This window comes from Photobacterium sanctipauli, assembly GCF_003026495.1.
Classification (GTDB): Bacteria; Pseudomonadota; Gammaproteobacteria; order Enterobacterales; family Vibrionaceae; genus Photobacterium; species Photobacterium sanctipauli.
Genome location: NZ_PYMA01000026.1, coordinates 22,990 through 44,292, shown reverse-complemented (window position 1 = coordinate 44,292; position 21,303 = coordinate 22,990). Strand labels below are relative to the sequence as shown.

The 21,303-nt window shown below is 45.4% G+C and carries 15 protein-coding genes and 1 pseudogene; 8 read left to right on the top strand and 8 right to left on the bottom strand.

What is annotated here, in order from left to right; genetic code table 11:
• Positions 1–13: 13 nt before the first annotated feature.
• On the top strand, positions 14–1,495 hold the full coding sequence (locus C9I98_RS24900) for a sodium:solute symporter family protein (protein WP_051901785.1): 1,482 nt from the start codon (positions 14–16) through the stop codon (positions 1,493–1,495).
• On the opposite strand, the gene C9I98_RS24895 is transcribed toward C9I98_RS24900, so the two are convergent.
• Positions 1,478–2,392 carry an AraC family transcriptional regulator gene (locus C9I98_RS24895; RefSeq protein ID WP_036816136.1) on the bottom strand — a complete coding sequence of 305 codons (915 nt, stop codon included), beginning with the start codon at positions 2,390–2,392 and terminating at the stop codon, positions 1,478–1,480. The two genes, C9I98_RS24900 and C9I98_RS24895, sit on opposite strands and share 18 nt — an antisense overlap.
• Before the next feature lie 405 nt (positions 2,393–2,797).
• Between C9I98_RS24895 and C9I98_RS24890 the strand changes: the two genes are divergently transcribed.
• Together C9I98_RS24890 and C9I98_RS24885 are read left to right on the top strand one after the other, a co-directional pair.
• Positions 2,798–4,030 (top strand): serine/threonine protein kinase, encoded by a 1,233-nt coding sequence (locus C9I98_RS24890; RefSeq protein ID WP_036816139.1) that lies wholly within the window; start codon positions 2,798–2,800, stop codon positions 4,028–4,030.
• A gap of 157 nt (positions 4,031–4,187) precedes the next feature.
• Complete coding sequence (locus C9I98_RS24885) at positions 4,188–4,946, top strand: PEP-CTERM sorting domain-containing protein (RefSeq protein ID WP_036816141.1); 759 nt, start codon at positions 4,188–4,190, stop codon at positions 4,944–4,946.
• A 256-nt stretch (positions 4,947–5,202) separates the two neighbouring features.
• Here C9I98_RS24885 and C9I98_RS24880 read toward each other — a convergent pair whose 3' ends face one another.
• Both C9I98_RS24880 and C9I98_RS24875 read right to left on the bottom strand, forming a co-directional pair.
• Positions 5,203–6,768, bottom strand: coding sequence for a BCCT family transporter (locus C9I98_RS24880; protein WP_036823094.1), 1,566 nt, complete (start codon positions 6,766–6,768; stop codon positions 5,203–5,205).
• Positions 6,769–7,164: 396 nt separating this feature from the next.
• Positions 7,165–8,115 (bottom strand): Gfo/Idh/MocA family protein, encoded by a 951-nt coding sequence (locus tag C9I98_RS24875; RefSeq protein WP_107272617.1) that lies wholly within the window; start codon positions 8,113–8,115, stop codon positions 7,165–7,167.
• 242 nt (positions 8,116–8,357) lie between these two features.
• Here C9I98_RS24875 and C9I98_RS24870 point away from each other — a divergent pair, with 242 nt between their 5' ends.
• On the top strand, positions 8,358–9,038 hold the full coding sequence (locus C9I98_RS24870; RefSeq protein ID WP_245907241.1) for a phosphatase PAP2 family protein: 681 nt from the start codon (positions 8,358–8,360) through the stop codon (positions 9,036–9,038).
• A 111-nt stretch (positions 9,039–9,149) separates the two neighbouring features.
• On the opposite strand, the gene C9I98_RS24865 is transcribed toward C9I98_RS24870, so the two are convergent.
• The gene (locus C9I98_RS24865) at positions 9,150–9,506 is read right to left on the bottom strand and encodes a helix-turn-helix domain-containing protein (RefSeq protein ID WP_036820028.1); all 357 of its coding nucleotides are present in this window, start codon (positions 9,504–9,506) and stop codon (positions 9,150–9,152) included.
• Positions 9,507–9,830: 324 nt separating this feature from the next.
• Between C9I98_RS24865 and C9I98_RS24860 the strand changes: the two genes are divergently transcribed.
• Both C9I98_RS24860 and C9I98_RS24855 read left to right on the top strand, forming a co-directional pair.
• Positions 9,831–10,205, top strand: coding sequence for a hypothetical protein (locus C9I98_RS24860; protein WP_036820024.1), 375 nt, complete (start codon positions 9,831–9,833; stop codon positions 10,203–10,205).
• Between the two features lie 68 nt (positions 10,206–10,273).
• Positions 10,274–10,726 carry a DUF411 domain-containing protein gene (locus C9I98_RS24855; protein ID WP_036820021.1) on the top strand — a complete coding sequence of 151 codons (453 nt, stop codon included), beginning with the start codon at positions 10,274–10,276 and terminating at the stop codon, positions 10,724–10,726.
• Between the two features lie 86 nt (positions 10,727–10,812).
• On the opposite strand, the gene C9I98_RS24850 is transcribed toward C9I98_RS24855, so the two are convergent.
• Entirely contained in the window at positions 10,813–11,775 is a 963-nt protein-coding gene (locus C9I98_RS24850) for a hypothetical protein (protein ID WP_036820018.1), read from the bottom strand.
• A gap of 254 nt (positions 11,776–12,029) precedes the next feature.
• Here C9I98_RS24850 and C9I98_RS24845 point away from each other — a divergent pair, with 254 nt between their 5' ends.
• Positions 12,030–12,725, top strand: coding sequence for a DUF2786 domain-containing protein (locus C9I98_RS24845; protein ID WP_036824561.1), 696 nt, complete (start codon positions 12,030–12,032; stop codon positions 12,723–12,725).
• Between the two features lie 219 nt (positions 12,726–12,944).
• Positions 12,945–14,249: an inosine/guanosine kinase gene (locus tag C9I98_RS24840; RefSeq protein ID WP_107272615.1), complete on the top strand. Its 1,305-nt coding sequence runs from the start codon at positions 12,945–12,947 to the stop codon at positions 14,247–14,249.
• A 45-nt stretch (positions 14,250–14,294) separates the two neighbouring features.
• On the opposite strand, the pseudogene C9I98_RS24835 reads toward C9I98_RS24840, so the two are convergent.
• From C9I98_RS24835 to hrpA, 3 genes and pseudogenes are all read right to left on the bottom strand, one after another.
• Positions 14,295–15,517 (bottom strand): annotated as a pseudogene (locus C9I98_RS24835) (carbohydrate porin).
• 121 nt (positions 15,518–15,638) lie between these two features.
• Entirely contained in the window at positions 15,639–17,063 is a 1,425-nt protein-coding gene (locus C9I98_RS24830) for an amidohydrolase family protein (RefSeq protein ID WP_051901803.1), read from the bottom strand.
• 186 nt (positions 17,064–17,249) lie between these two features.
• A complete protein-coding gene (hrpA, locus tag C9I98_RS24825; RefSeq protein ID WP_245907247.1) occupies positions 17,250–21,089 on the bottom strand; it encodes an ATP-dependent RNA helicase HrpA in 3,840 nt (1,279 codons plus the stop codon).
• Positions 21,090–21,303 lie beyond the last annotated feature (214 nt).

Here is a 21,303-nt window from a genome sequence, read left to right as displayed (position 1 = left end):
ACGGGAGGTTATGATGGTCACTTCATTTAATTGGGCGCTCCTGTTACTGACAGTGGTCATCATGATCGGCCTGGCGCTCTACAGCAACAACGTATTAAAGAAGAAAAAAGATGAGAGCGGCTTTCTATTAGCAGGCAATAGCTTAGGGCCTTTTATCGGGGCAGCAACTGTTGTCGCAACCGGCTTTTCCGGTTGGGGGTTTATGGGCTCCCCCGGGGTTGCCTATAAATACGGTGCAATTGAGTTATTGGGTAATTTCTTCTTCGCCCCAGCCATGGTGTTTGCCGTCTTGTTCTGTGCTCGCTTTCTTCACCAGAAAGCGCAATCCATGGGTAGCCTCACCATTCCTGAATTTATCGCTAATAGCCACGAAGGCCCCGAGGCAATAAAAAGGCTCAGCCAAGCCTTTGCTGCCTTGGTCACTATTCTCCTATTGCTGGTTTTTCTGGTCGGGCAGATCAAAGCATTGGGGTTGCTAGCGGGCCAATGGCTGGGCATTGATACCACACAGGCCGCGGTATTAATGGCCTCGATTATTATCATCTATACCTCTATTGGCGGGCTAGCTGCCGTTGCTTTTACAGATACATTAATGATCATCGGCATGTGCGCTTCGGCCATTATTATTGTTGGCACTATCTTCATCGACATCTCACCCAGTGAGTTACTCAACGGCCTGAACAATATTGATACCGCCCTACTTTCACCAAGTGATTCCGGCCCCTATGGATCCAGCATATGGCATGTCTTCTTAGTGTTCCCGTATGCCTTTATTTATTCGGCGACACTGCCGTTTATGTCTGTCCGTTTTATGGCCCTAGCGAAAACAACCAAGCTACACCATATGGCTGCCTTTATGGCACCAATGGCATGCCTGTTGAGCCTTGTTCCTCTGGCAGGCTTATATACTCGCCTGAAAGTACCCGGACTTGAAATTGCCGATCAAGCCATGCCCGTTTTCCTTACTCAGTTTTTATCGCCCGTTGTATCTGCCGTCGTAACACTGTTCATCCTGTTCGCGATGAAATCGACCGCAAGCTCAGTGCTTCACGCTATTGCAGGTTCGGTTTCACACGATCTACGCCAGGCTCTCTGGCCCAAATGCAAACTTTCAGAGAAACCCTTGTTGTTACTTAACCGTGGTACTGTTGCTGTTTTAGGTATGATTGGCTTTGTCATGATGGTCTTCGCACCGCCATTTATGTTATCTATGCTCGCGATTCTAGGCTCTGGCACCTTAATGGCGGTGCTGGTAGCACCCATGCTGCTCGCCCATTTTCTCCCTTCCAATATCTATGCGGCACTCAGCTCTATGGTGGTCGGTTTTGCAATGGGCTGTATTTTATTTCTCTACTTTGATCTAGGCTGGGTAGAAGCGCCACTGTACTCATCCCTTTGTGCCTGTTGCACATACTGGTTAGTTGCTAAAGCAACGGCCAAGCACCTGAGCTGTAATCATCTATCAACTATCAAAAACTCATGCCATAAGCTCTGACATTTGCCGGTTAATTTGCCCTTCAACCACTCGGCTATTCTCGATATCGCGCCTCATGTCTATATGATTGGCGCGATATTCTCTTGGGGTAACATGAAGTAAGCTCTTGAACTTGGCATTAAAGTTAGAGAGCGACGAAAAGCCAACATCCGCTCCAATTTGTGAAATGGAATAATCGGTTGAAATAAGCAGGCTTGCCGCCTTTCTTACCCGCTGCTCAATTACATACTGGCGAAATGTCACACCTAAGTTGGCATGGAAGAATCGTGAAAATGTACTGTCAGCCATGTGTAATTGCGCTGCGACACTCGAAACAGATAAATGCTCGGACAAGTTGTTGGCAATATATTGCTGCACCACATTCACTCTTTCTTCAGCTCGCTTAATTGTATTAAGCTCTATGGTGTTATTCGTTAAATGACGAACTGATTTCAGCGTTGACAGTGATTCAAGTAAACCAAGCAAGTTTAATACCTGAGAAAAGTCGAAGGTATTCTCCATACTATCAATGAAAGCATGCACTTCATCTAGCTCACTTCCTTCAAAATATAACGCATTCGACGCACTATCTAGCATTTGCTTTATTGGCTTAAATTGTACGCTATCAACAAAGGTGGCACCCAGCGCATTCAACCTAAAATGCAACACATCACAGTCACCTCCCCCAGTATGCCCCTGCGGCCCCAAAGATAAGCGAAACGGGTTAAATGGGGCCAGTAGCACAATGGTACCTGGCCTTAAGGTAAAGCGGTTATTGGCTAGTTGTAACGAGCACTCGCCACGCAATGGTCGGATTACGATATAGTCTGCGCCAAAAATCATATGTTTAGTTTCTTCGATTTTTTGTAAGTCAAACATCGAAAACTCTGGGGTGTTTGCAATTACACGTTGACACATAGTAAAACCTCCTCAGCCTTTTCAATATATATACCCAAGGAGAATTTCAATACTATTTACAGTGTTTTAAAGTGTGACTTTAGACAATATCAACAACCAATAATATGAAGCACGTAACCCACTGAATATATTGTGAATAATTATCCGCGTTATTTTTAGGTTTTACTCACCGATGAAATCCAATTTATTACTAGTCGGCAGAAATCTGTTAGTTATCGGCATTAATTGACTATTAAACACATTAAATAACAGCGATATTAACTTCATTGAAGGATGAAGCGATTAATTAAATTGGTATTTCATCCTTCTTATTAATAAAACCTCTACCCTTCGTGCTGTAACAAATATTAGTGGCTAAATCCTATTTCATAAGTGACTAATAATTGATTCTATTGGAGATTTAAAATGAGTGTTTCTAACGATCTATATCCCAATGCTTCTTTGCCTCTTGAAAGAAAAGATTCCGGTGTCCCCTACGTGCGCCCTAATATACACGTAGAATCTTACAATGATTTCGACCCACTTCGTCACGTTATCGTGGGGATTGCGGATAACCAACATATACCAGAAGCATGCCCTGCCAGTAATGAGAAAATCCCCGCTGATTCCCCTATGCGTGGAAGCAAGGCTGGTCGTCGTACTCAAGAATCCATCGACCGTGCGAACGAATGCTTAAACGGTTTCGCTAAAACGCTTGAAGACAGAGGGATCATTGTCGACCGCCCAGGAGCCGTCGACTGGCATTCAAGGATCACCACACCCGATTTCTCTATCAGTTCAGGTTTTGGTGTAATGCCACCACGTGACTGCCTATTAACAATGGGTAAAAGCATTCTGATGGCACCAATGAGTTTCCGCAGCCGCTACTTTGAGTATTTAGCCTACGTCGACTTATTACGCGAATATTTCGAGTCAGATCCAAACTGCTTGATAGAGCAAGCACCACGCCCTCGCCTGTCTGACGATAGCTTCCGTATGGATTATGTTGCGGCCTACGAATATTTGTCTGACGAAGAAACCATGGCCCGCTCACTTCGCAAAGAATACAGCACCAAGGAAACCGATATCCTATTCGATGCTGCCGATGTCATGCGTTTAGGTAAAGATATCTTTGTTCAACACGGTCTCACCACAAACCTTGCAGGGATCCGCTGGATCAAGCGTAAGTATGAGCCTCAAGGCTACCGGGTCCATACACTGAGCTTCGAGGATAACCACCCGATCCATATCGATGCCACATTCTGCCCACTAAGACCTGGCTTGATGCTGTTGAATCCGCATCGCCCACTCTTTAAAGGGCAACGTGAAATCTTCGAGAAGAATGACTGGGAAATTGTCGAAGCAGTAAACCCTGCATGGGATAACCCGCCACCACTATGCTACTCAAGTACGTGGCTATCAATGAATACCTTGATCCTCGACCATAACACCGTGTGTGTCGAAGCAACTGAGACAGGCCAAATGGAACAGTTCGACAAGCTTGGCTTCGAAGTCATTCCTGTCGACCTTCGTGATGCGTATGCCTTTGGTGGTGGCCTACACTGTGCAACTGCCGATGTATGGCGTGAAGGTACTTGTGAAGACTACTTCTCGAATCAGTTCTTTGGCGCTCACAGTGTTGAGTACTGGGAATACTAATCGTATTCATCTCCGACATTAATCTATCCCTCGTTTGTGGCTTCTTCGGAAGCCACTTTTTTTGTAATGGCTGATACCAACCTACATCAGTATAAAAACTGGCACACCGATTGCTCATCCTTATGCATATATCACAACATGTATAAAGGGAGTCATCATGAACAAACTACTATCAGCTATCACATTACTAACTACCCTCAGTGTTACACCATCACTAGCCCAAGCTGCCGTGTTATATAAAGTTTCTGATGCGCAAGTACAGCGCTGTGGCAGCTCTCATGGCCTCTGGACAAACCGGGACATTTCAGGAAACCGCTGCCATAACAACTACTTCTCCATTGATGGAATGCTCACCATAAACAATGACTCGGCAAACCAAAATGATTGGACTGCCACATTGAAAGCCACAGCGATGAATTTGAATAACTTGGAAGCGACCATTGATCTGACTTTCAAGGATTTTCTTGAAACATCAAATCATTACGTTAAGGAAGGTGGTGCACGTTACAGCAAAAACGATGATGCTGCCTCCGCATATAATGCCAATAACCTCGCGGCGCCGGGCAGCTCAGATATTGATTTCTTTTCCAGCATTATGGGGACGATTACTATCGGTAACGATGTTTACGAAATCGACAAATATAAACTTCCCCACACCTTTCAGTTTGGCTTAGGTGCCAATGCTAAGAACAAGAATGTATTTGGCGCTTCAACATGGATCCAACAAACCAATGGCGCAGCAGATCGGACAACGAGAATGACCTCAGATCATTGGGATTTAAACCTGAATCTGACAGCGGTACCAGAGCCGGGGTCTCTAGCCCTGTTCGGTATGGCGTTAATCGGCTTTGTTACCCTTCGCCGTAAGCCTCAACAATCGCCACTTTCGATACTGCAAAATACAAATCAGCGATAATTAGCAAACCACTATGCAAAAAGCCGAGAGCATCTCTACTCTCGGCTTTCTATTGCAATCTACTTTTTTGTGCTTGAAGCAAGCAGTAACAACTTATACCAATCTGGATAAGTAATTGATCTAAGTATTACGCAGGAAAAATCGTTGTTATCAAGGCAGAGATTGCAGCCACTAGTGGTTCTAATGACAAAATCTCTAACGTAGAGAACAACGATTTTAACCAGTAAGACTGATCCAGTACTTATGTAGGTTGGTATTATAAAGACTGGCTGGCAACGTCGCCTTGTTGCCAAACAGCGTCTTTCTCCGCCACTTTTTGCTTTTTCATTCGCTTCGCAGCCATTGGCCCTGTGATCAGCGTAATAGCAATCAATAGGGATACCGGCGCAGCGGTGATCACAATGAATGACTGCAACGCATTAAGGCCGCCATCACCTGCAACAAGCAGTACTGCTGCAATACAACCCATGGTGATTGCCCAGAACAAGCGCTGACCTTTGGTTGGCTCATTATCACCAGACACCACCATAGCAATGGAATAGGCCATTGAGTCGCCTGTGGTAACCACAAAGGTTGTGGTCAGTACCAAGAATGCCGGAATAAGCAGATCACTAAATGGGAGCTGTGCAAGAGACGCAAGCAATACCGCAGGCAACCCCGCTTCGGCCAACGGTGCAGAAATACTGCCCGGCATTTGTAGCTCAAAGAAGATGCCTGTACCACCCAATACGGTAAACCAGAAATTCGTCACGATTGGCGCACCGATAGCAACAGTCAGTACCAGCTCGCGAATACTACGACCTTCTGAAATTCGTGCAATGAAGATAGCCATCATTGGCGCGAAGCCAATAAACCAACCCCAGAAGAACCATGTCCACCATTGATTCCAGCCCGGGTCAGCGGCATTAACACTCATTTCAGGTGCTTGCTGCAGATACATCGCAAATGCAGAACCGAAGTGTTCAAAAATGAACTGGGTTGGACCAAACACCAACATGATCATTAGCAGAGCAAAGGCACCAACGACATTGAAACGGCTAAGCCATTGCAGACCTTTGTCCATCCCAGTGAATGCAGAGATTGAGTAAATCGCGACAACCGCAGCCAGAATACCCATTTGGCTGGTCATTGAGTTTTCAATACCCAGCACGGCTTCCAGGCTATAGCCCAACTGAGACGCTAAAAAGCCGATAGGACCAATAGTACCTGCTGCAACCGCAATAATTGAGCAAGCATCAATCACTGAGCCTACCCAGTGGTTTTCGAGGCGATCACCCAAAATAGGATATAGCAGTGCACGCGGGCGTAGTTTGACACCACCCTGGTGGTGAGCATACATCAGTACAATCGTTGCCAAGGTGCCCAATACCGCCCAAGCAAGGAATCCCCAGTGCAAAAAGCTCTGGCTCAATGCCGGAGAAACAGCTTCCGCTGAAGCTGCCGTTACCGAAGGGTAGCTCGGCGATGGCGTAAGGAAATGATAGATAGGTTCAGCAGCTGACCAGAACACACCGCCACCTGCAAGCAATGTACACATGATCATTGCCAACCAGCGGAAGGTACCAATGTTTGGTTTTTTTAGTGATCCCATACGGGTACGACCGTATGAGCTGCATGCAATAACAACAGCTACCGCAAAATTAAGCACCATGAGCCACTGCCAGAATTCACCAAAATAGGCTGTGGTTGCAGTGAACGCCGCACCGATTAACTGAGTGACCGTCTGTAAATCAATGAGGGAGAAAAGAAGGAAAAGCCCCATGAAACTAATCGTTAGAGCTGGAACAAGTTTGTCGCTACCTTTTAGGGTATTGCTTAGCATAATATTCTCACGCTGTGTGTGAGGGGCGGCACTTTAGCAGCATAAATCTTGCAGGGCTAGTTATTTATTTTTGGGCAAGTGGTTGTTTTTCTTAAAACACAAAGAAAAAATGTGATTCAAATCAAATTTTATCTGTCGCACTAGTGAGTTAGCGGAAGCTGATGATGTTCAAAAATATTTTGAGTTCAAAATATTTTTTGGCCAAAATTCTGCCGCTGCCACCCAGCAATAAGCCACTACAGACATATGAATACACCGTTATTCAGTTTGAAATTCGCATTCAATAGACAGTGAGAAAGGAAACACTGCATATAAGTACCATTTACATGCAGTTTTCAAGGTGAAGTGTTATATAGGGCGAGCTAGCCGTCAGTTGCTATCTGCTCTGGCTTATCGTCAAACGTTCGATGCCACTACCTTCTGGTAAACAGACTCGGCCAAATAGTGTGAATGGAGATTTCTCTGGGTAACATCATGTGCTTGCTTACCCGTTTTAATCACGTCTAGCCAATGTTCAGCCATGCCATAAAAGCCTTTAGAGGCAAGCATTGGCGTCCAATCAGCTAATTTCACTATTTCATGACGATTACCTTGCCACTTGTTGCCTTCAACAAATGAATTAAAGCGATATGTCAGGTTACGATAAGTCGCGCTGATCACCTCATTGGTAATGCCATTCAAGCGATTCATTGAAGCATGGAACAAGGTTCCCCCTTGTTGCCACTGAACATCTAAGCGAGCCAGTTTTGTTTCATCTTTTGCTGTTGAGTCAAATTGAGACGTAATGAAAAGATCGTCGGCAGAAATTGAGCCGTGAATATTGGTACTATCTAAAGGATGAATAAAATCATCGAAGATAAAAGTCCGTGTTTCACTGGTTAAATCATAGCGGTTCTTCTCCCAACGCAGTGACAACAATGGCACGTCTGGCGAAGCAGGCGCAGTCACTGATGGTAGGTGCGCTTGGTACAATGGGATATAACGACGGTTAAAGCCGACAAATAACGGCTGTTGTTTCTGCTCAGCTAAGTCGTGTAGCTGCTCACACTCCTGATAAGTTGAAGCTAGCGGCTTATCGACAAATACAGGCATGCCGATATCTAAAAAGAAACGTGCTATCTCAAAATGAGAAGATGTCGCACTGTGGATCATGACGGCATCAACACCAGCTTTTACCAGATCTTTATAATCCGTGTAGTACTCGCTGATTCGAAACTTTTCCGCAAGGTACTTCAACCTCTCAGGGTTTCGAGTGCAAAACACGAGCTCTACGCCAGCCAATTGAGTTAATACCGGTAAATGTGCTTTTTCGGCTATATCGCCCAAGCCGATTACGCCAATTTTCATTACTATCCCTATTAAAGTTGTAACTCACTAATTAGCAAGATGCTGCTTTTAAGCTGTACATTAGCTGAATCAGCGCCTTGATAAAATGACATTTTTTTTACGCTGAGAGTTATACCATCTGTTAGAATTCAGCCCCCTTTCATTCATAAACAGAGATTATGCTTTTTAGACGATTCATCACTGATAAGATCCCTGGCTATATAGCCCTGTTACTTTTTGCCACCATCTTATCAGGGGCATTAATGTTTTACTCTCGTGCTGATCTTACCGAGTCAGCATCTATGCCAACAGGCTTACTTTTCTCTGTATTATCGTTCTCAGCAGGTAACCCAGGTTTTTTAGTTACTGTTGCCCTACTCTGCTTAACGCCTATCGTACTTAAGCTTCCTAGGCAGCAGATCATCAAGCTGGGCGTGCAATTTGCTATTCTACTGGTACTAAGCTTTGTCGCTAAAACAGCTATGAAGCATATTACCGAAGTACCGCGCCCCTATACTTATCAGTTGCAAGCGCTAGATATAGTGAAATCCCCCGAAGCCTTCTACCAGCTTAACTCAGCCCAAAAAGATGTTGCGGTAAGCCAAGCTCAACAGTTTGTTAGCCCATGGCGAATCAGCCATTGGCAAGGGGAAACAAACTACTCCCTGCCTTCTGGCCACACAATTTTTGCTGCAATTTGTGTCACCTTCTGGGGCGGTTTTTTCATTCGCCGTAGACAATTAATTCCCGCTGGGATGATATTACTGTGGGCAACCGGCGTTGGTATTAGCCGTATTTGGCTTGGCATGCACTGGCCGACGGATCTGATCGCCTCACTTTGCAGTGCTGCTGTCCTCTATTTGTTTGTGCCTGAGTGGTCGAGTATAAAGCGTGAACATACAAACAGTCAGCAAACTGAAACGAGCTTTGTAGAAACAGAATAATGCCAAGGGTGTTTAAGCCCTCAATAGAGGCCAGTACAAAAGACACCAATGCAAAGAGCCCTCGACATCGAGGGCTCTTTAGTAGAAATACCGCTTACCAAAAATAGACAATCAGTGGATATCAACGCTGTGTACATATTCCACGATAATCTGATTGCCGCTATAGCGAACATTCTTAATCTCACCATCCACTATGTAGGTGTTTTTCAGCGTGACAGAGTTCGGTAAATTACCACCTACTTGGTTTCGCAATGAAGGAAGTGTTAGTACAGGATCTACGCCGATATAGTCGCAAAATTGGTTTACAAAACGGTGCTCTAGCGGTACCTGCCCACGTAAAATATCAGAGAAAACCAGTTGGCTTACTCCTAACTTCTTTGCCATCTCGATCTGCGTTACGCGCATCTTAGCCTTATAGCTCATCCATGTGTCATGAAGTACCTGACGGTCTTGTTCTGTGTATTGCATCCCCAAAATCCTAGCAACTTGTATTTTTTAGTTGTACTAATTTAAGCGCATTCGTCCTAGTTTTTTGTCAGAGTTCGGTTAGGCTTATTTCCTTTGTATACCGCATCACACAAGGCTTGAGGCGATATCCAGGCAGATTGATTGAAAAGATTATCTATCATCAATCACTTGCCATTTTTTGCACAAACAGCACAGAATTCTCATTACCGTGGTATTAACTAGCAAAAATGAGCGATATACTATTTACCATCCAAGTTACAGAGCACTTAGCAGCTTTGCTAACAATAAGGCTTGGTGAATTTCGTTAAACGTCTAAGGTTTTCTATGCGCAACCTGCAACAAGTACTATCAAAACTTGTTATCTTGCTAATGCTGTTTAATACAGTATTGCCTGTTGCATCTGCGGCTAAATTGCCTTCTGTATCTACCTCAACGGCATGTCACATCAGCCACTCTCTGAATTGCTGCGAGCAAAGCCATGGCTCAGCATTTAGTGTTGAATGCAGTGATGTCGTTAGTGAAACATCAGCCAATTCTTGCTGCCAGGACCATAACTGCAGCACCAGCCATTCCCAGTTTGCCATCCTTCAAAACCAAATTGACTTCAGCGTGTATCCTGCTGACCCCGTATTTACCGAGCCCAATGGTAAAAGCCATAAGCTGACGACTGAATTGCTTCGTCCACCTGCAATGATCTGATTTTCTTCCCTTCTCTCATTAGAGCGAGGAAATTCAGCACATTATTAATTAAAAATCAGGTAGATATTATGAAAAATTCAATGAAAGCCCTTTTCGCTATTTCTCTATTAAGCATTAGCTCACTGTCAGTCGCCAAGGCCATTAAAGGCACTAACTACCAATCTCCGTCTTGTGGGTGCTGTACCGAGTGGGTCGATCATATGGAGGAAAATGGCTTTGATCTTGATATTGTTTACAAGCAAGACATTATCCCTGTGAAGGTTGACCTTGGTATTCAGCCTCAATACGCGTCATGCCACACCGCTGAGATTGGCGGCTATACGTTTGAAGGACACGTCCCTGCTGAAGAGATCCTGCGCTTCATTGAGTCTAAGCCAGAACGTATGATTGGTTTGGCTGTGCCTGGAATGCCAATGGGTTCACCAGGAATGGAATACAACAACCAAAAAGACCCGTATGAAGTGCTCGCGTTTGATGAAGATGGCAAAACCATGGTTTGGTCTCGCCACAACCAATCCTAGCCAGCGGCCCAGATCCAGAACCAGACCCAAATTAGCCGTGAATTAGTCACGAACAAAACAGGCACCTTTCTGGTGCCTGTTTTGATTTAAATGTGCTTAAACAAGTGATGGTTCGGATCGTGGTTTTCCGCCCAATCCAAATCTATCTCTCGTTGTTCAAGGTAGATCTGAATAGCATTGAAATACGTGAAAGCGGTTAACTCAGAGTCTTGGCCAAAATGCTCAAAAAATTTATCTTCGGCTTCAGCCAGCTGCTGCAAAGACGTTACGCCACGCTTTAAAATCCATTGAATCGCAGGCGTTGGGATCAGGGTTCTATGTAAAATCAGTTCCTTGATCTCACTTAATGGCACATCGACACCCTGTTTCGCCTTCGGGGCAGCTTCGGCTAACGCTTGCTCCTCTGCTAATAACGCCCTCAAGCTGCCAATACTCGCTTCTCTTTCTGCCGCTGAATAACCATAAGTGGTTTTGGCAAAACGAATCGCATAGGCAAGACGATCACGGCCAACAAGCTGCACCACGTCTTCGAGGTAAGCCTGTGGGATTGCATACGCCTTCGCAAGCTGCTCAACCGCCTGATTAATACTGGTATAGGTAATACCATCAAACTCAACATGAAACGCGGTACTCATGGACGCCACAGGCAAACCATCAATGGTTAAAGGCCAACCGGTATAATTGACTCGACCTTTTGCAATCTCATACATGGCCCATGCGCTTTCTCTGAATCCTTCTAGGGCTTTGCCTTCAAATTCAGACTCTTCCAACTCTTCCTTGGTCCAATTAACACCTATCTGCAAGTGCTTTTGGTATTTTTTATGCAAGCCTTCTTTTACTTTATCTCGTAATAAATCCAACCCACCTGCTTTGATACCACGGCAAATGCCAAAGCACTCCTGACAGCTCGGAATAAGAATAGGCTGGGTCTGGTTGTCATAGTTAGGCGAAGCCATGAAAGCGTATGACTCATAGTAAGGCTCACCGCAAAACCAGCATGTGTGGCGATATTCGAATGGAACATCGATGGATTGATAAGTGTCGGTCATATTGTAGCTGTCGTTATGAAGAGACGTTGCGCGTCATTATGCGAGGCTAAATAATCATACTCAAGAATATTTGCCAATTATGTTGTACTCCCGAGCTACTCGGGTACATTAATGAATACAATCCTTGCTGTTTGAATTATAAGCAATATCCCGATTTCACTGCTGTTTTGAGCCATACACTCGCGGGTTTCCGTTTGTGCTAGGCGCCTGAAAACGTTAAAATACGCCCCCTTTTTCAAAAATGGTGTGAACGCATGTCTGAACAAAAGCGAAAGGCGCTGAAAAAAATTGCAAAATGCCTAGAGCTGGGAAACTCTGCCAACGTTAACGAAGCGGCTCAAGCTATCAAGATGGCGCATCGCCTGATGCTTAAGTACGGACTAGAGCAAGATGACATCGAATTTATCCAGATGGGCAAAACCAAGGCGAGTACCCTGCTACCGTCAGATATCAGCCCACAGATTTTGAAAATTATCCGCGGCATTAACCGTCGTTTTGGGGTTGAATGTGTGCTGACAAACCATAAAGGTCTCAAGCAAGCAGAGTTCATTGGCGTTGCCGAGCGTGCCATCTTTGCAGCCTTCGCCTTTGATGTTGTTTACCGTGAAATGAACCAGCAAACCGGTCAATTCCGAAACAGCTTCCAAGGTACCGGCACCAGCAATGCTGAAGTTAGCCGCCGTGTGTCCTCCTTCTTGGCCGGTTGGCTTGAGGGGGCATTGGAGAAGTTGCCAGAACTTAATACTGATGATGATCATGATAAGCGCATGACCAACTACATCGACAAAGAGTTCAAAAACCTCGACCGTGAAACCTTCAAAAAACAATTGCAAGAAGCAATGAAGGCACTTACCGATGATTACGAAAAAGGCATGAAAAAAGGCCGTTCTATCTCTGTAAACCGCCCAGTTGGCGGCACCCGTGCCAACGAGCCTAAGCTACTTTCCTAGGCTTTAGCCCTCGTGATGATTGTTTATTTTACAGCCACTTATGTGGCTGTTTTGCTATTTACGTATTCGCTATACCTCTTCAGCCTGACTTGCGTTTCAAGGGCGAACAAAAAAACAGCAAAAGAACGCTCGCTGTCACTAGATCGTCATAAATTGGGATATAACTCGCATTTTTATGATACAATGAACGAAAATTCTCATTAACCGATAGCCTCACACATGAAATTCCCTGGTCAGCGTAAATCAAAGCATTACTTTCCAGTCAATGCCCGCGATCCATTAGTAGCTCAAATCCAGCAAGAAAATCCGCTATCTCGTACCCACTTGGTTGGTGTTGGTCAAACTATCGTTGATATCGAAGCTCGTATCGATGATGCATTTCTTGACCGTCATAACCTAAGTAAGGGTCACTCGCTAGTGCTTGAAGAGGACAAGGCTGAGCTACTGTACCAAGAATTAAAAGAGCGCAATCTGATCAGCCACGAGTACCCGGGCGATACCATTGGTAACACCCTGCACAACTACTCTGTTCTCGCTGACGATAAATCAATTCTTTTGGGTGTAATGAGCCAAGATCTAAAGATCGGTTCTTACGCTTACCGCTACCTGTGCAACACATCAAGCCGTATGGATCTTGATCACTTGCAACCTGTTGATGGCCCTATCGGTCGTTGCTACACCCTAATCACCGAGGACGGTGAGCGTACTTTTGCGATCAACTCTGGGGAAATGAATCAACTGACCCCTGAGTATGTACCAGAAAGCGCTTTTGAAAATGCATCAGCCTTAGTGCTTTCCTCTTACCTTGTTCGTTGCCGAGAAGACGAAGCAATGAAAGAGTCTGCGCTAAAAGCCATCGAGTATGCGAAGAAGTACAATGTGCCAGTGGTACTGACGCTTGGTACTAAATACGTTGTTGAAGGCTTGCAAGACTGGTGGATCGAGTTCCTAAAAGAGCACGTAACCTGTGTTGCAATGAACGAAGAAGAAGGTGAAGCCCTTACCGGGGAAAAAGATCCGCTACTTGCTGCTGACAAAGCACTAGAATGGGTTGATCTTGTACTTTGCACTGCCGGCCCTATTGGCCTTTACATGGCAGGTTACACTGATGACGCCCTAAAGCGAGAATCTACCCTGCCTTTGCTACCGGGAAAAATTGCTGACTTCAACAAATACGAATTCAGCCGCCCGATGAAAAAAGACAGCTGTGAGAACCCAATCCGTGTTTATTCTCACATTGCGCCTTACCTAGGCGGCCCTGTAGAGATTAAAAACACCAACGGTGCCGGTGATGCAGCCCTTTCAGCGCTGCTGCACGATATGTCTGCAAACCGCTACCACAAAGCGAATGTGCCAAACTCAGGTAAACACACCGCTGAGTTTTTGAGCTACTCATCTTTCTCACAAATTTGCCAATACTCCAACCGCGTAAGCTATGAAGTATTGACGCAGCATGCACCTCGCTTGTCTCGCGGCCTTCCAGAACGTGAAGATTGCTTGGAAGAAGCATACTGGGAACGTTAATTGACGTTAAAGATACAAAAACGGAGCCGCTAGGCTCCGTTTTTATTAGAAAAAGACTCTGGCTCTTAGCCCAAACACAACTGCCGTATCCTCACTTGAAAATGCCGGGTCTTTAATCACTTGAATGTCTGGCGTAATTTGCAAATTATCACCGACTTGCATGTTGTAGAAAACTTCGGCGGCTATTTGTTCATCGCCACCAAACGCTTCTTCGTTCGTTTCCGACCAGTTAACAGCAACACCAAGATTATTGGTTTCCTTACCCAAGCCAAAATAGCCAAATCCCACACTCAACGATTTATCATAAAGGGCAAAATCACCTTCAGAGATGCCGCCTCGAATAAAAGGCATTAGCTTATCGGTTGCGAACCAGCTGGCAGAGAAGTTGACTCCCCGTCCCCCCTCACCCGTAGCAATACTATGGCGGGTACCCTCGCCAAAATCCCACAAGGTAACATGCACATTATCGGTATAAATCTGGTTTTGAGAAGCGGTCCAGCCCAACTCTAGCGTGGTAAAAATTGGCTTTCATCAAATACCGTATTAAAACCATCGAGAATATCATCCGACTTTCCATTGGCATCGGCGATACCGGCTACAGCATACAAGTTATCCGTAATCATATGGCCTGCAGATATCGCTAAAATTCCGTCATCGGGTAACCCCATCGCTCCAGCGCCAGTAGAGAATGCCAAGTTAGTAAATCCCGTCCAAGGACTCGCCAACGCATAAGTATCGACATAATCCGTGACATCTTGCCAGCCACCAATCACCGTCGTTTTACCATTATTCAATTTCTGCTTCCAATGAAGGTTGGTGACCCGTACAGCTTGATCATTATAGGCGGCACCAATCATCCCTACGTACCCTAACCCTTCAGGACCACCACTAACATCATCAATAAAGCCTGCATTTTTAGGTGGTGTTTTACTATAAGCATGACGATGTTCCGCTTTCCAAACTAAGCTACCGGTATCTTTTCCTCCCTTATTAACTATACCCCAAGTGCCATACACACGGGCGACACCAGAAGCACGATTCACTTGATTACCTTCGGAACCATTGGGGGATGTAATACCTAATGCCGTATAATCAGCACCAACAGATACTCCTTTTTCTGCTATTTCTTCCCGCCAATTTTTCTCCTTTTTCTGCTGGACTGGCAGCGTATTTTCAACAGTATCTGGCCCTCCAAAATCAGCAGCGTAAGATGTAAGGCTCAGAAGCGATAACGCCCCCAAACCAATAATAACGGGATAATTTTTCATAATAACGACTCTTTGATTTTCTTTATGCTTCCTATTAAGCACCCATAAAATGGCAACAGTAGAGCAAGGCACTCCAAGGCAGCGCCTTACTCTGGGTAAGCATTATTTAATCATTAACAACTCAAAGCGTATTTTTGAAGATCTTCCCATCCTTCATGATTACATCCATTTCAGTTAGGTGTGAACCATCAGGTTTTGCATCATTATCAAACCAAGTTTCTCGTCCACCAACTAAACTTATATCTTCAAGTGGGTTCCCGTCGATAAGCAGAATATCAGCAAAAGCCCCTTCTTCGATGACACCAATTTTCCCGTCTGAATATGGGTTAATCCAATCTTCCATTAGCTCTGCGGAAATACGACCGCCAGTCGATGTCATTGCTCTTAGTGCATTAAAATTACCGAAGAACTTAGCATTTAAATATATCTCGTGGGCGATTTGCTTCGCACAAAGATTAGCGGTTCCTACGCAATCGGTATTAAATGCGCGGTAATCAGGGTCGAGCTTTTGTACATTTTCGACGTAATCCTTAAATGCCTTTTGCGCACTTTCCAACTTGGCTTGGATCATTGGGTCTTGTACAACAGGCACCTTGGCTAAATCAGGCGAGAAAGCCGTTAGGTTTGTAACCAAGAATGCCCCTTTTTCTTGATATAACTTGTGTTGGGATTCATTAAACGTAAAGCCGTGCTCAATTGACTTAACTCCGTTGTTCAGCGCTGTCTTTACTGCTTTATCGGAGTAAGCATGGGTGGCGACATAAGAGCCGTAGCTCTCTGCCATTTCAACCGCCGCTTGTAACTCTTCATCTGTAAACGAGACGTACTGCCAAGGGTCAAATTTAGAAGAAACACCACCGGACTGAAAGACTTTGGTAAATTGGCCACCCTGTCGGTAGTTATACCTCGCCTGCTTTTTGATCTCGTCAACTCCATTAATGTTCGACATGATATTTAGCAGTTCAAGGTTTTGCGGTGAATCCGTCAAACGACGAGATTGCAGGCCAACATCAGCATGACTGCCAATGGGCGCAATAGGTGCACCTGATGCATAGATACGAGGCACCTGAGCAAGCTGTCCACTTCGTTCCATGTCAGTCCATGAACCGTCAGCACCACCAACATCTCGGATCGTGCCAAAGCCTAAATCGAGATACATTTCCGCGAACTCTTGAGCATGGACAGCAATTTCAGACCACCGCATATCGTCTGTACCCAATAAGCCTTTTGGCAATGTTAAGTGCATATGTGCTTCCACCATTGCAGGCATCAATGTACGCCCTTCACCATCAATCACTTTTGCATTGGCAGGTATATCGACCTCTCCTTGGGTAACAGCAGTAATTTTATTGCCCGTCACCACAACAGTGTGGTCTTGGTATAGTTTGTCATCAGTACCATTGAAAACATTCACGTTATTAAACACCACTACCTGTTCGCTTGGGCTTTCTTGAGAATGGGTACTGTCGTTATTAATAACTGGCGCAGCAAAAGCGATGGAAGTCGCCATTGTCACCGAAACAGCAATCAGCGTTTTTTTGAACATAAATCAACTCTCTAAACAGCGGGATTAACACTAGCTTACCCCCACGGCCTCAGACAGATTTACCAATCTACGCCAAAAAACATTTCAGATTTCGCTGTTACTACTCAATAAAAAAGCCAAGGCAATTTATACCTTGGCTTTCTATTTTTTTAGCGCTTACCTTTTTCTGGCGCTGATCAACGCTAATTAGCAATCACTAATTGCATTACGAACACGTTTATCAGAAACCGGATACGGGGTACCGAGTTGCTGGGCGAAGTAACTCACGCGGAGTTCTTCAATCATCCAACGGATTTCTCTCACCTTATTCGGCACAGGTTGGCCTTTCGGAATTTTGTTCAGCAATTCTTTATAGTCTGCCACTACCGATTCTATCTTCATAATGTGCATGCGATCTTTGTTCGGGTCGATTGGCAATTTCTCCATTCGACGTTCAATGGCACGCATGTAACGTAAGATATCCGGTAATTTGCGCCAGCCGCACTCAGTGGCAAAGCCTTTAAAGATCAAACCTTCGATTTGCGCTTTAATATCTGAAAGGGCAAACGCCATGGTTAAATCAACGCGTCCTTTTAGGCGCTTGTTGATATTGAATGCCGTGGTCAAAATTTCTTCAACCTGTTTAGCAATCTCAACTACGGTATCGCCCAATTCACCACGGATGTGTTCTTTCAGCGCTTCAAACGCTTCTGGCTCCCAGACTAAACCGCCCTTCTCTTCAATGAGCTTATCGATACCACAAGCAATACAGTCATCGATAAGATCCAGTACTCGACCATAAGGGTTGAAGTACAGGCCCAGCTTTGATTTGTTCGGCAAGTTAGCATGCAAATATTTAATCGGTGACGGCACGTTTAGCAAAACAAGACGGCGCTGGCCCTGCTGCATCGCATTGCGCTGCTCTTCTTCGGTCTCAAATAATTTGATGCCAACAGAATCTTTGTTATCGACAATCGCAGGATACGCTTTGACTTCAAAGCCACCTCGTTTTTGCTGATAACGCTCAGGCAGTTTACCGAAGCTCCAGGTTTTCAAACCTTCTTGCTCGATATCATCATCGGCAACCTTAGATAAGGTCTCTTGAACCTTCTCCTTCAAGCCATCTTTCAAGCTGTAAAGATCTTTGCTTTCTTTCAGCTTACGATTGCGATGATCAACAACGCGGTAGGTGATTTTCAAATGATCCGGGATCTGCTCTAGATTCCAGTCTTCACGCAGCACGGTCACACCCGTCATTCGCTTTAGCTCTTTTTCTAGCGCATCAAGCAATGGCATCGACATCGCATCAACACGAGCAAGAAATGCATCAGCGTAGTTTGGCGCAGGCACAAAGTTACGTCGAACAGGCTTTGGCAATGCCTTGATCAGCGCAACCACCAACTCTTGGCGCAGGCCAGGGATCTGCCAGTCGAAGCCATCCACTTCAACCTGGTTCAAAATAGGTAGCGGCACATGCACCGTGACACCGTCACTGTCTTCGCCCGGCTCAAATTGGTAGCTCAACTTCAGCTTCAAGTTTCCTTGATGCCAGAAGTTCGGGTAATCAAGATCGGTGACATGGCTTGCATCCCCCCTGAACAACATATCACGCTCAAAGTTCAGCAGCTCTTTGTTGTCTCGGCTTGCTTTCTTCCACCACGTATCGAAGTGGCGTCCCGATACCACAGTGTGCTCAATGCGCTGATCGTAAAACTCAAACAGCGCATCGTCATCAATCAAGATGTCACGACGGCGTGACTTGTGCTCCAGCTCTTCGACTTCTTTTAGCAATTTACGGTTCTGGTGGTAGAACTTATGCTTGGTCTCCCAATCTCCTTCCACCAGCGCAGAGCGGATAAATAGCTCACGCGATACTACAGGATCAATTCGGCCGTAGTTCACTTTACGCTTACCGATAATTGGAATTCCGTAAAGCGTTACCTTCTCAAACGCAGAGACTGCGGCTTGCTTTTTCTCCCAGTGCGGCTCACTGTAGCTGCGCTTTAATAAATGCTCAGCGAGAGGCTCGACCCATTCAGGTTGAATTTTGGCCGCAATACGTCCCCATAGGCGAGATGTTTCTACCAGTTCGGCTACCATCACCCATTTCGGCTGCTTCTTGAAGATGCCAGAGCCAGGGAAGATATTGAAACGTGCATTACGGGCACCTTGGTACTCATTTTTCTCTTGGTCTTTCAAACCAATGTGAGACAACATCCCCGAAAGGATCGCAGTATGAATACCTTGGTAACTTGCTTCCTGTTCATTAATTCGGAATTCAAGCTCTTTCACCACTTGGCTGACTTGGAAGTAGATATCCTGCCACTCACGGACACGTAAGTAGTTCAGGTAGTCTTTCTTACACTGACGACGGAACTGGTTGCCAGAAAGCGCCTTTTGTTGCTCCTGGATGTAATCCCAAAGATTTACAAAGGTCACGAAATCCGATTCTTTATCATAGAATCGACGGTGCTTTTCATCCGAGGCTTGTTGCTTTTCTGACGGGCGTTCACGCGGATCCTGAATAGATAGCGCAGAAGCAATGATCATCACTTCACGTAGCGAGCCATGTTTAGGTGCTTCCAACACCATGCGGGCAAGACGCGGATCGATTGGCAAGCGAGCCAGCTGGCGCCCCATTGGCGATAAACGCTTACGAGGATCTTTAGCTTTGGTGTTAATGGCACCCAATTCTTCCAGCAAGCGGATACCATCTTGAATATTACGGTTATCCGGCGCTTCTACAAATGGGAAAGCTTGAATGTCACCAAGGCCAATAGCGGTCATCTGCAAGATAACCGATGCCAGGTTGGTACGCAGAATTTCAGGATCGGTAAACTCAGGACGAGACAGGAAGTCTTCCTCTGAGTAAAGACGAATACAGATACCTTCCGCCACACGACCACATCGACCTTTACGCTGGTTTGCACTGGCCTGCGAGATTCGTTCAATCGGCAGGCGCTGTACTTTGGTACGGTAACTGTAACGACTAATACGCGCTGTACCTGGGTCAATAACGTACTTGATACCAGGGACTGTTAGCGATGTTTCGGCGACGTTAGTTGAAAGAACAATTCGGCGACCGGCGTGTGACTGGAATACCCTGTTCTGCTCACCTGCCGATAGCCTTGCATACAGTGGCAAAACTTCGGTGTCACGCAAGTTACGCTTTTCAAGCGCATCTGCGGTATCACGAATTTCACGCTCACCATTCATGAAGATAAGAATATCGCCCGATCCTTCGTCACACAGTTCATCAACCGCATCAAAAATGGCTTGTAGCTGATCACGGTCGCTATCATCGCCGTCTTCAGAAACCGGACGATAACGAACCTCAACCGGATACGTACGACCAGACACTTCAATGATTGGGGCATTTTTGAAGTGTTTCGAGAATCGCTCTGGGTCGATCGTTGCCGAGGTAATGATCACCTTTAGATCAGGGCGCTTCGGCAATAGCTCACGCAAGTAACCCATGATGAAGTCGATATTCAGGCTTCGTTCGTGGGCTTCATCAATAATGATTGTGTCGTATTGATTCAGGTAACGGTCATTCTGGATCTCTGCCAGCAAGATACCGTCTGTCATCAATTTAACTTGGCTGCGATCCGATACTTTATCGTTGAATCGAACCTTATAACCCACATAAGAGCCCAATTCACATTGAAGCTCTTCGGCGATACGGCTAGCCACCGAACGGGCGGCCAGTCGTCGTGGCTGGGTGTGACCTATCATCCCCTTGGTACCTAGCCCTAGCTCCATACAAATTTTAGGTAGCTGGGTAGTTTTACCTGAGCCTGTTTCACCAGCAACGATAACAACCTGATTATTCTTAATCGCTTCGGCAATGTCGTCTTTTTTCTGGCTAACAGGCAGCTGTTCTGGGTAGGTGATCTTAGGGCGTTGGGTGGTACGCATTTCGACAACTTGCATTGATTTTGCAATGTCGAGAGCGATTTCATCAAACACAGCATGACGAGCTGCATCTTTCTTAATTCTTGCCGCACCTTGCACTCGCTTGTGCAAACGGAAACGATCGCGAATCATGCAATCTTTAATCGCGGCTTTTAACGTTTTTTCATTATTTAAAACGTCAGACTGAGAGGTATTCGACTGAGTCAAAGGAATTCCTGGTAAATCAGCTGGGATATAATTAACTGTGAGGATTCTATCACATTTCTTCTCCTTCGCGGCATATACCTCATAGTCTTCAATCTGCGCCACTAAAGCACCTGAAATCAAATAGTACGAAACCTCGCTC

Bases quoted from the DNA above. Each gene is read 5' to 3' on its own strand.
- C9I98_RS24855 (WP_036820021.1), top strand. From the start codon at position 10,274: ATGAAAAATTCAATGAAAGCCCTTTTCGCTATTTCTCTATTAAGCATT.
- C9I98_RS24870 (WP_245907241.1), top strand. From the start codon at position 8,358: ATGTTTTACTCTCGTGCTGATCTTACCGAGTCAGCATCTATGCCAACA.
- C9I98_RS24830 (WP_051901803.1), bottom strand. From the start codon at position 17,063: ATGTTCAAAAAAACGCTGATTGCTGTTTCGGTGACAATGGCGACTTCC.
- hrpA (WP_245907247.1), bottom strand. From the start codon at position 21,089: ATGATTCGCGATCGTTTCCGTTTGCACAAGCGAGTGCAAGGTGCGGCA.
- C9I98_RS24890 (WP_036816139.1), top strand. From the start codon at position 2,798: ATGAGTGTTTCTAACGATCTATATCCCAATGCTTCTTTGCCTCTTGAA.
- C9I98_RS24840 (WP_107272615.1), top strand. From the start codon at position 12,945: ATGAAATTCCCTGGTCAGCGTAAATCAAAGCATTACTTTCCAGTCAAT.
- C9I98_RS24845 (WP_036824561.1), top strand. From the start codon at position 12,030: ATGTCTGAACAAAAGCGAAAGGCGCTGAAAAAAATTGCAAAATGCCTA.
- C9I98_RS24880 (WP_036823094.1), bottom strand. From the start codon at position 6,768: ATGCTAAGCAATACCCTAAAAGGTAGCGACAAACTTGTTCCAGCTCTA.
- C9I98_RS24860 (WP_036820024.1), top strand. From the start codon at position 9,831: ATGCGCAACCTGCAACAAGTACTATCAAAACTTGTTATCTTGCTAATG.
- C9I98_RS24885 (WP_036816141.1), top strand. From the start codon at position 4,188: ATGAACAAACTACTATCAGCTATCACATTACTAACTACCCTCAGTGTT.
- C9I98_RS24850 (WP_036820018.1), bottom strand. From the start codon at position 11,775: ATGACCGACACTTATCAATCCATCGATGTTCCATTCGAATATCGCCAC.
- C9I98_RS24875 (WP_107272617.1), bottom strand. From the start codon at position 8,115: ATGAAAATTGGCGTAATCGGCTTGGGCGATATAGCCGAAAAAGCACAT.
- C9I98_RS24895 (WP_036816136.1), bottom strand. From the start codon at position 2,392: ATGTGTCAACGTGTAATTGCAAACACCCCAGAGTTTTCGATGTTTGAC.
- C9I98_RS24865 (WP_036820028.1), bottom strand. From the start codon at position 9,506: ATGCAATACACAGAACAAGACCGTCAGGTACTTCATGACACATGGATG.
- C9I98_RS24900 (WP_051901785.1), top strand. From the start codon at position 14: ATGGTCACTTCATTTAATTGGGCGCTCCTGTTACTGACAGTGGTCATC.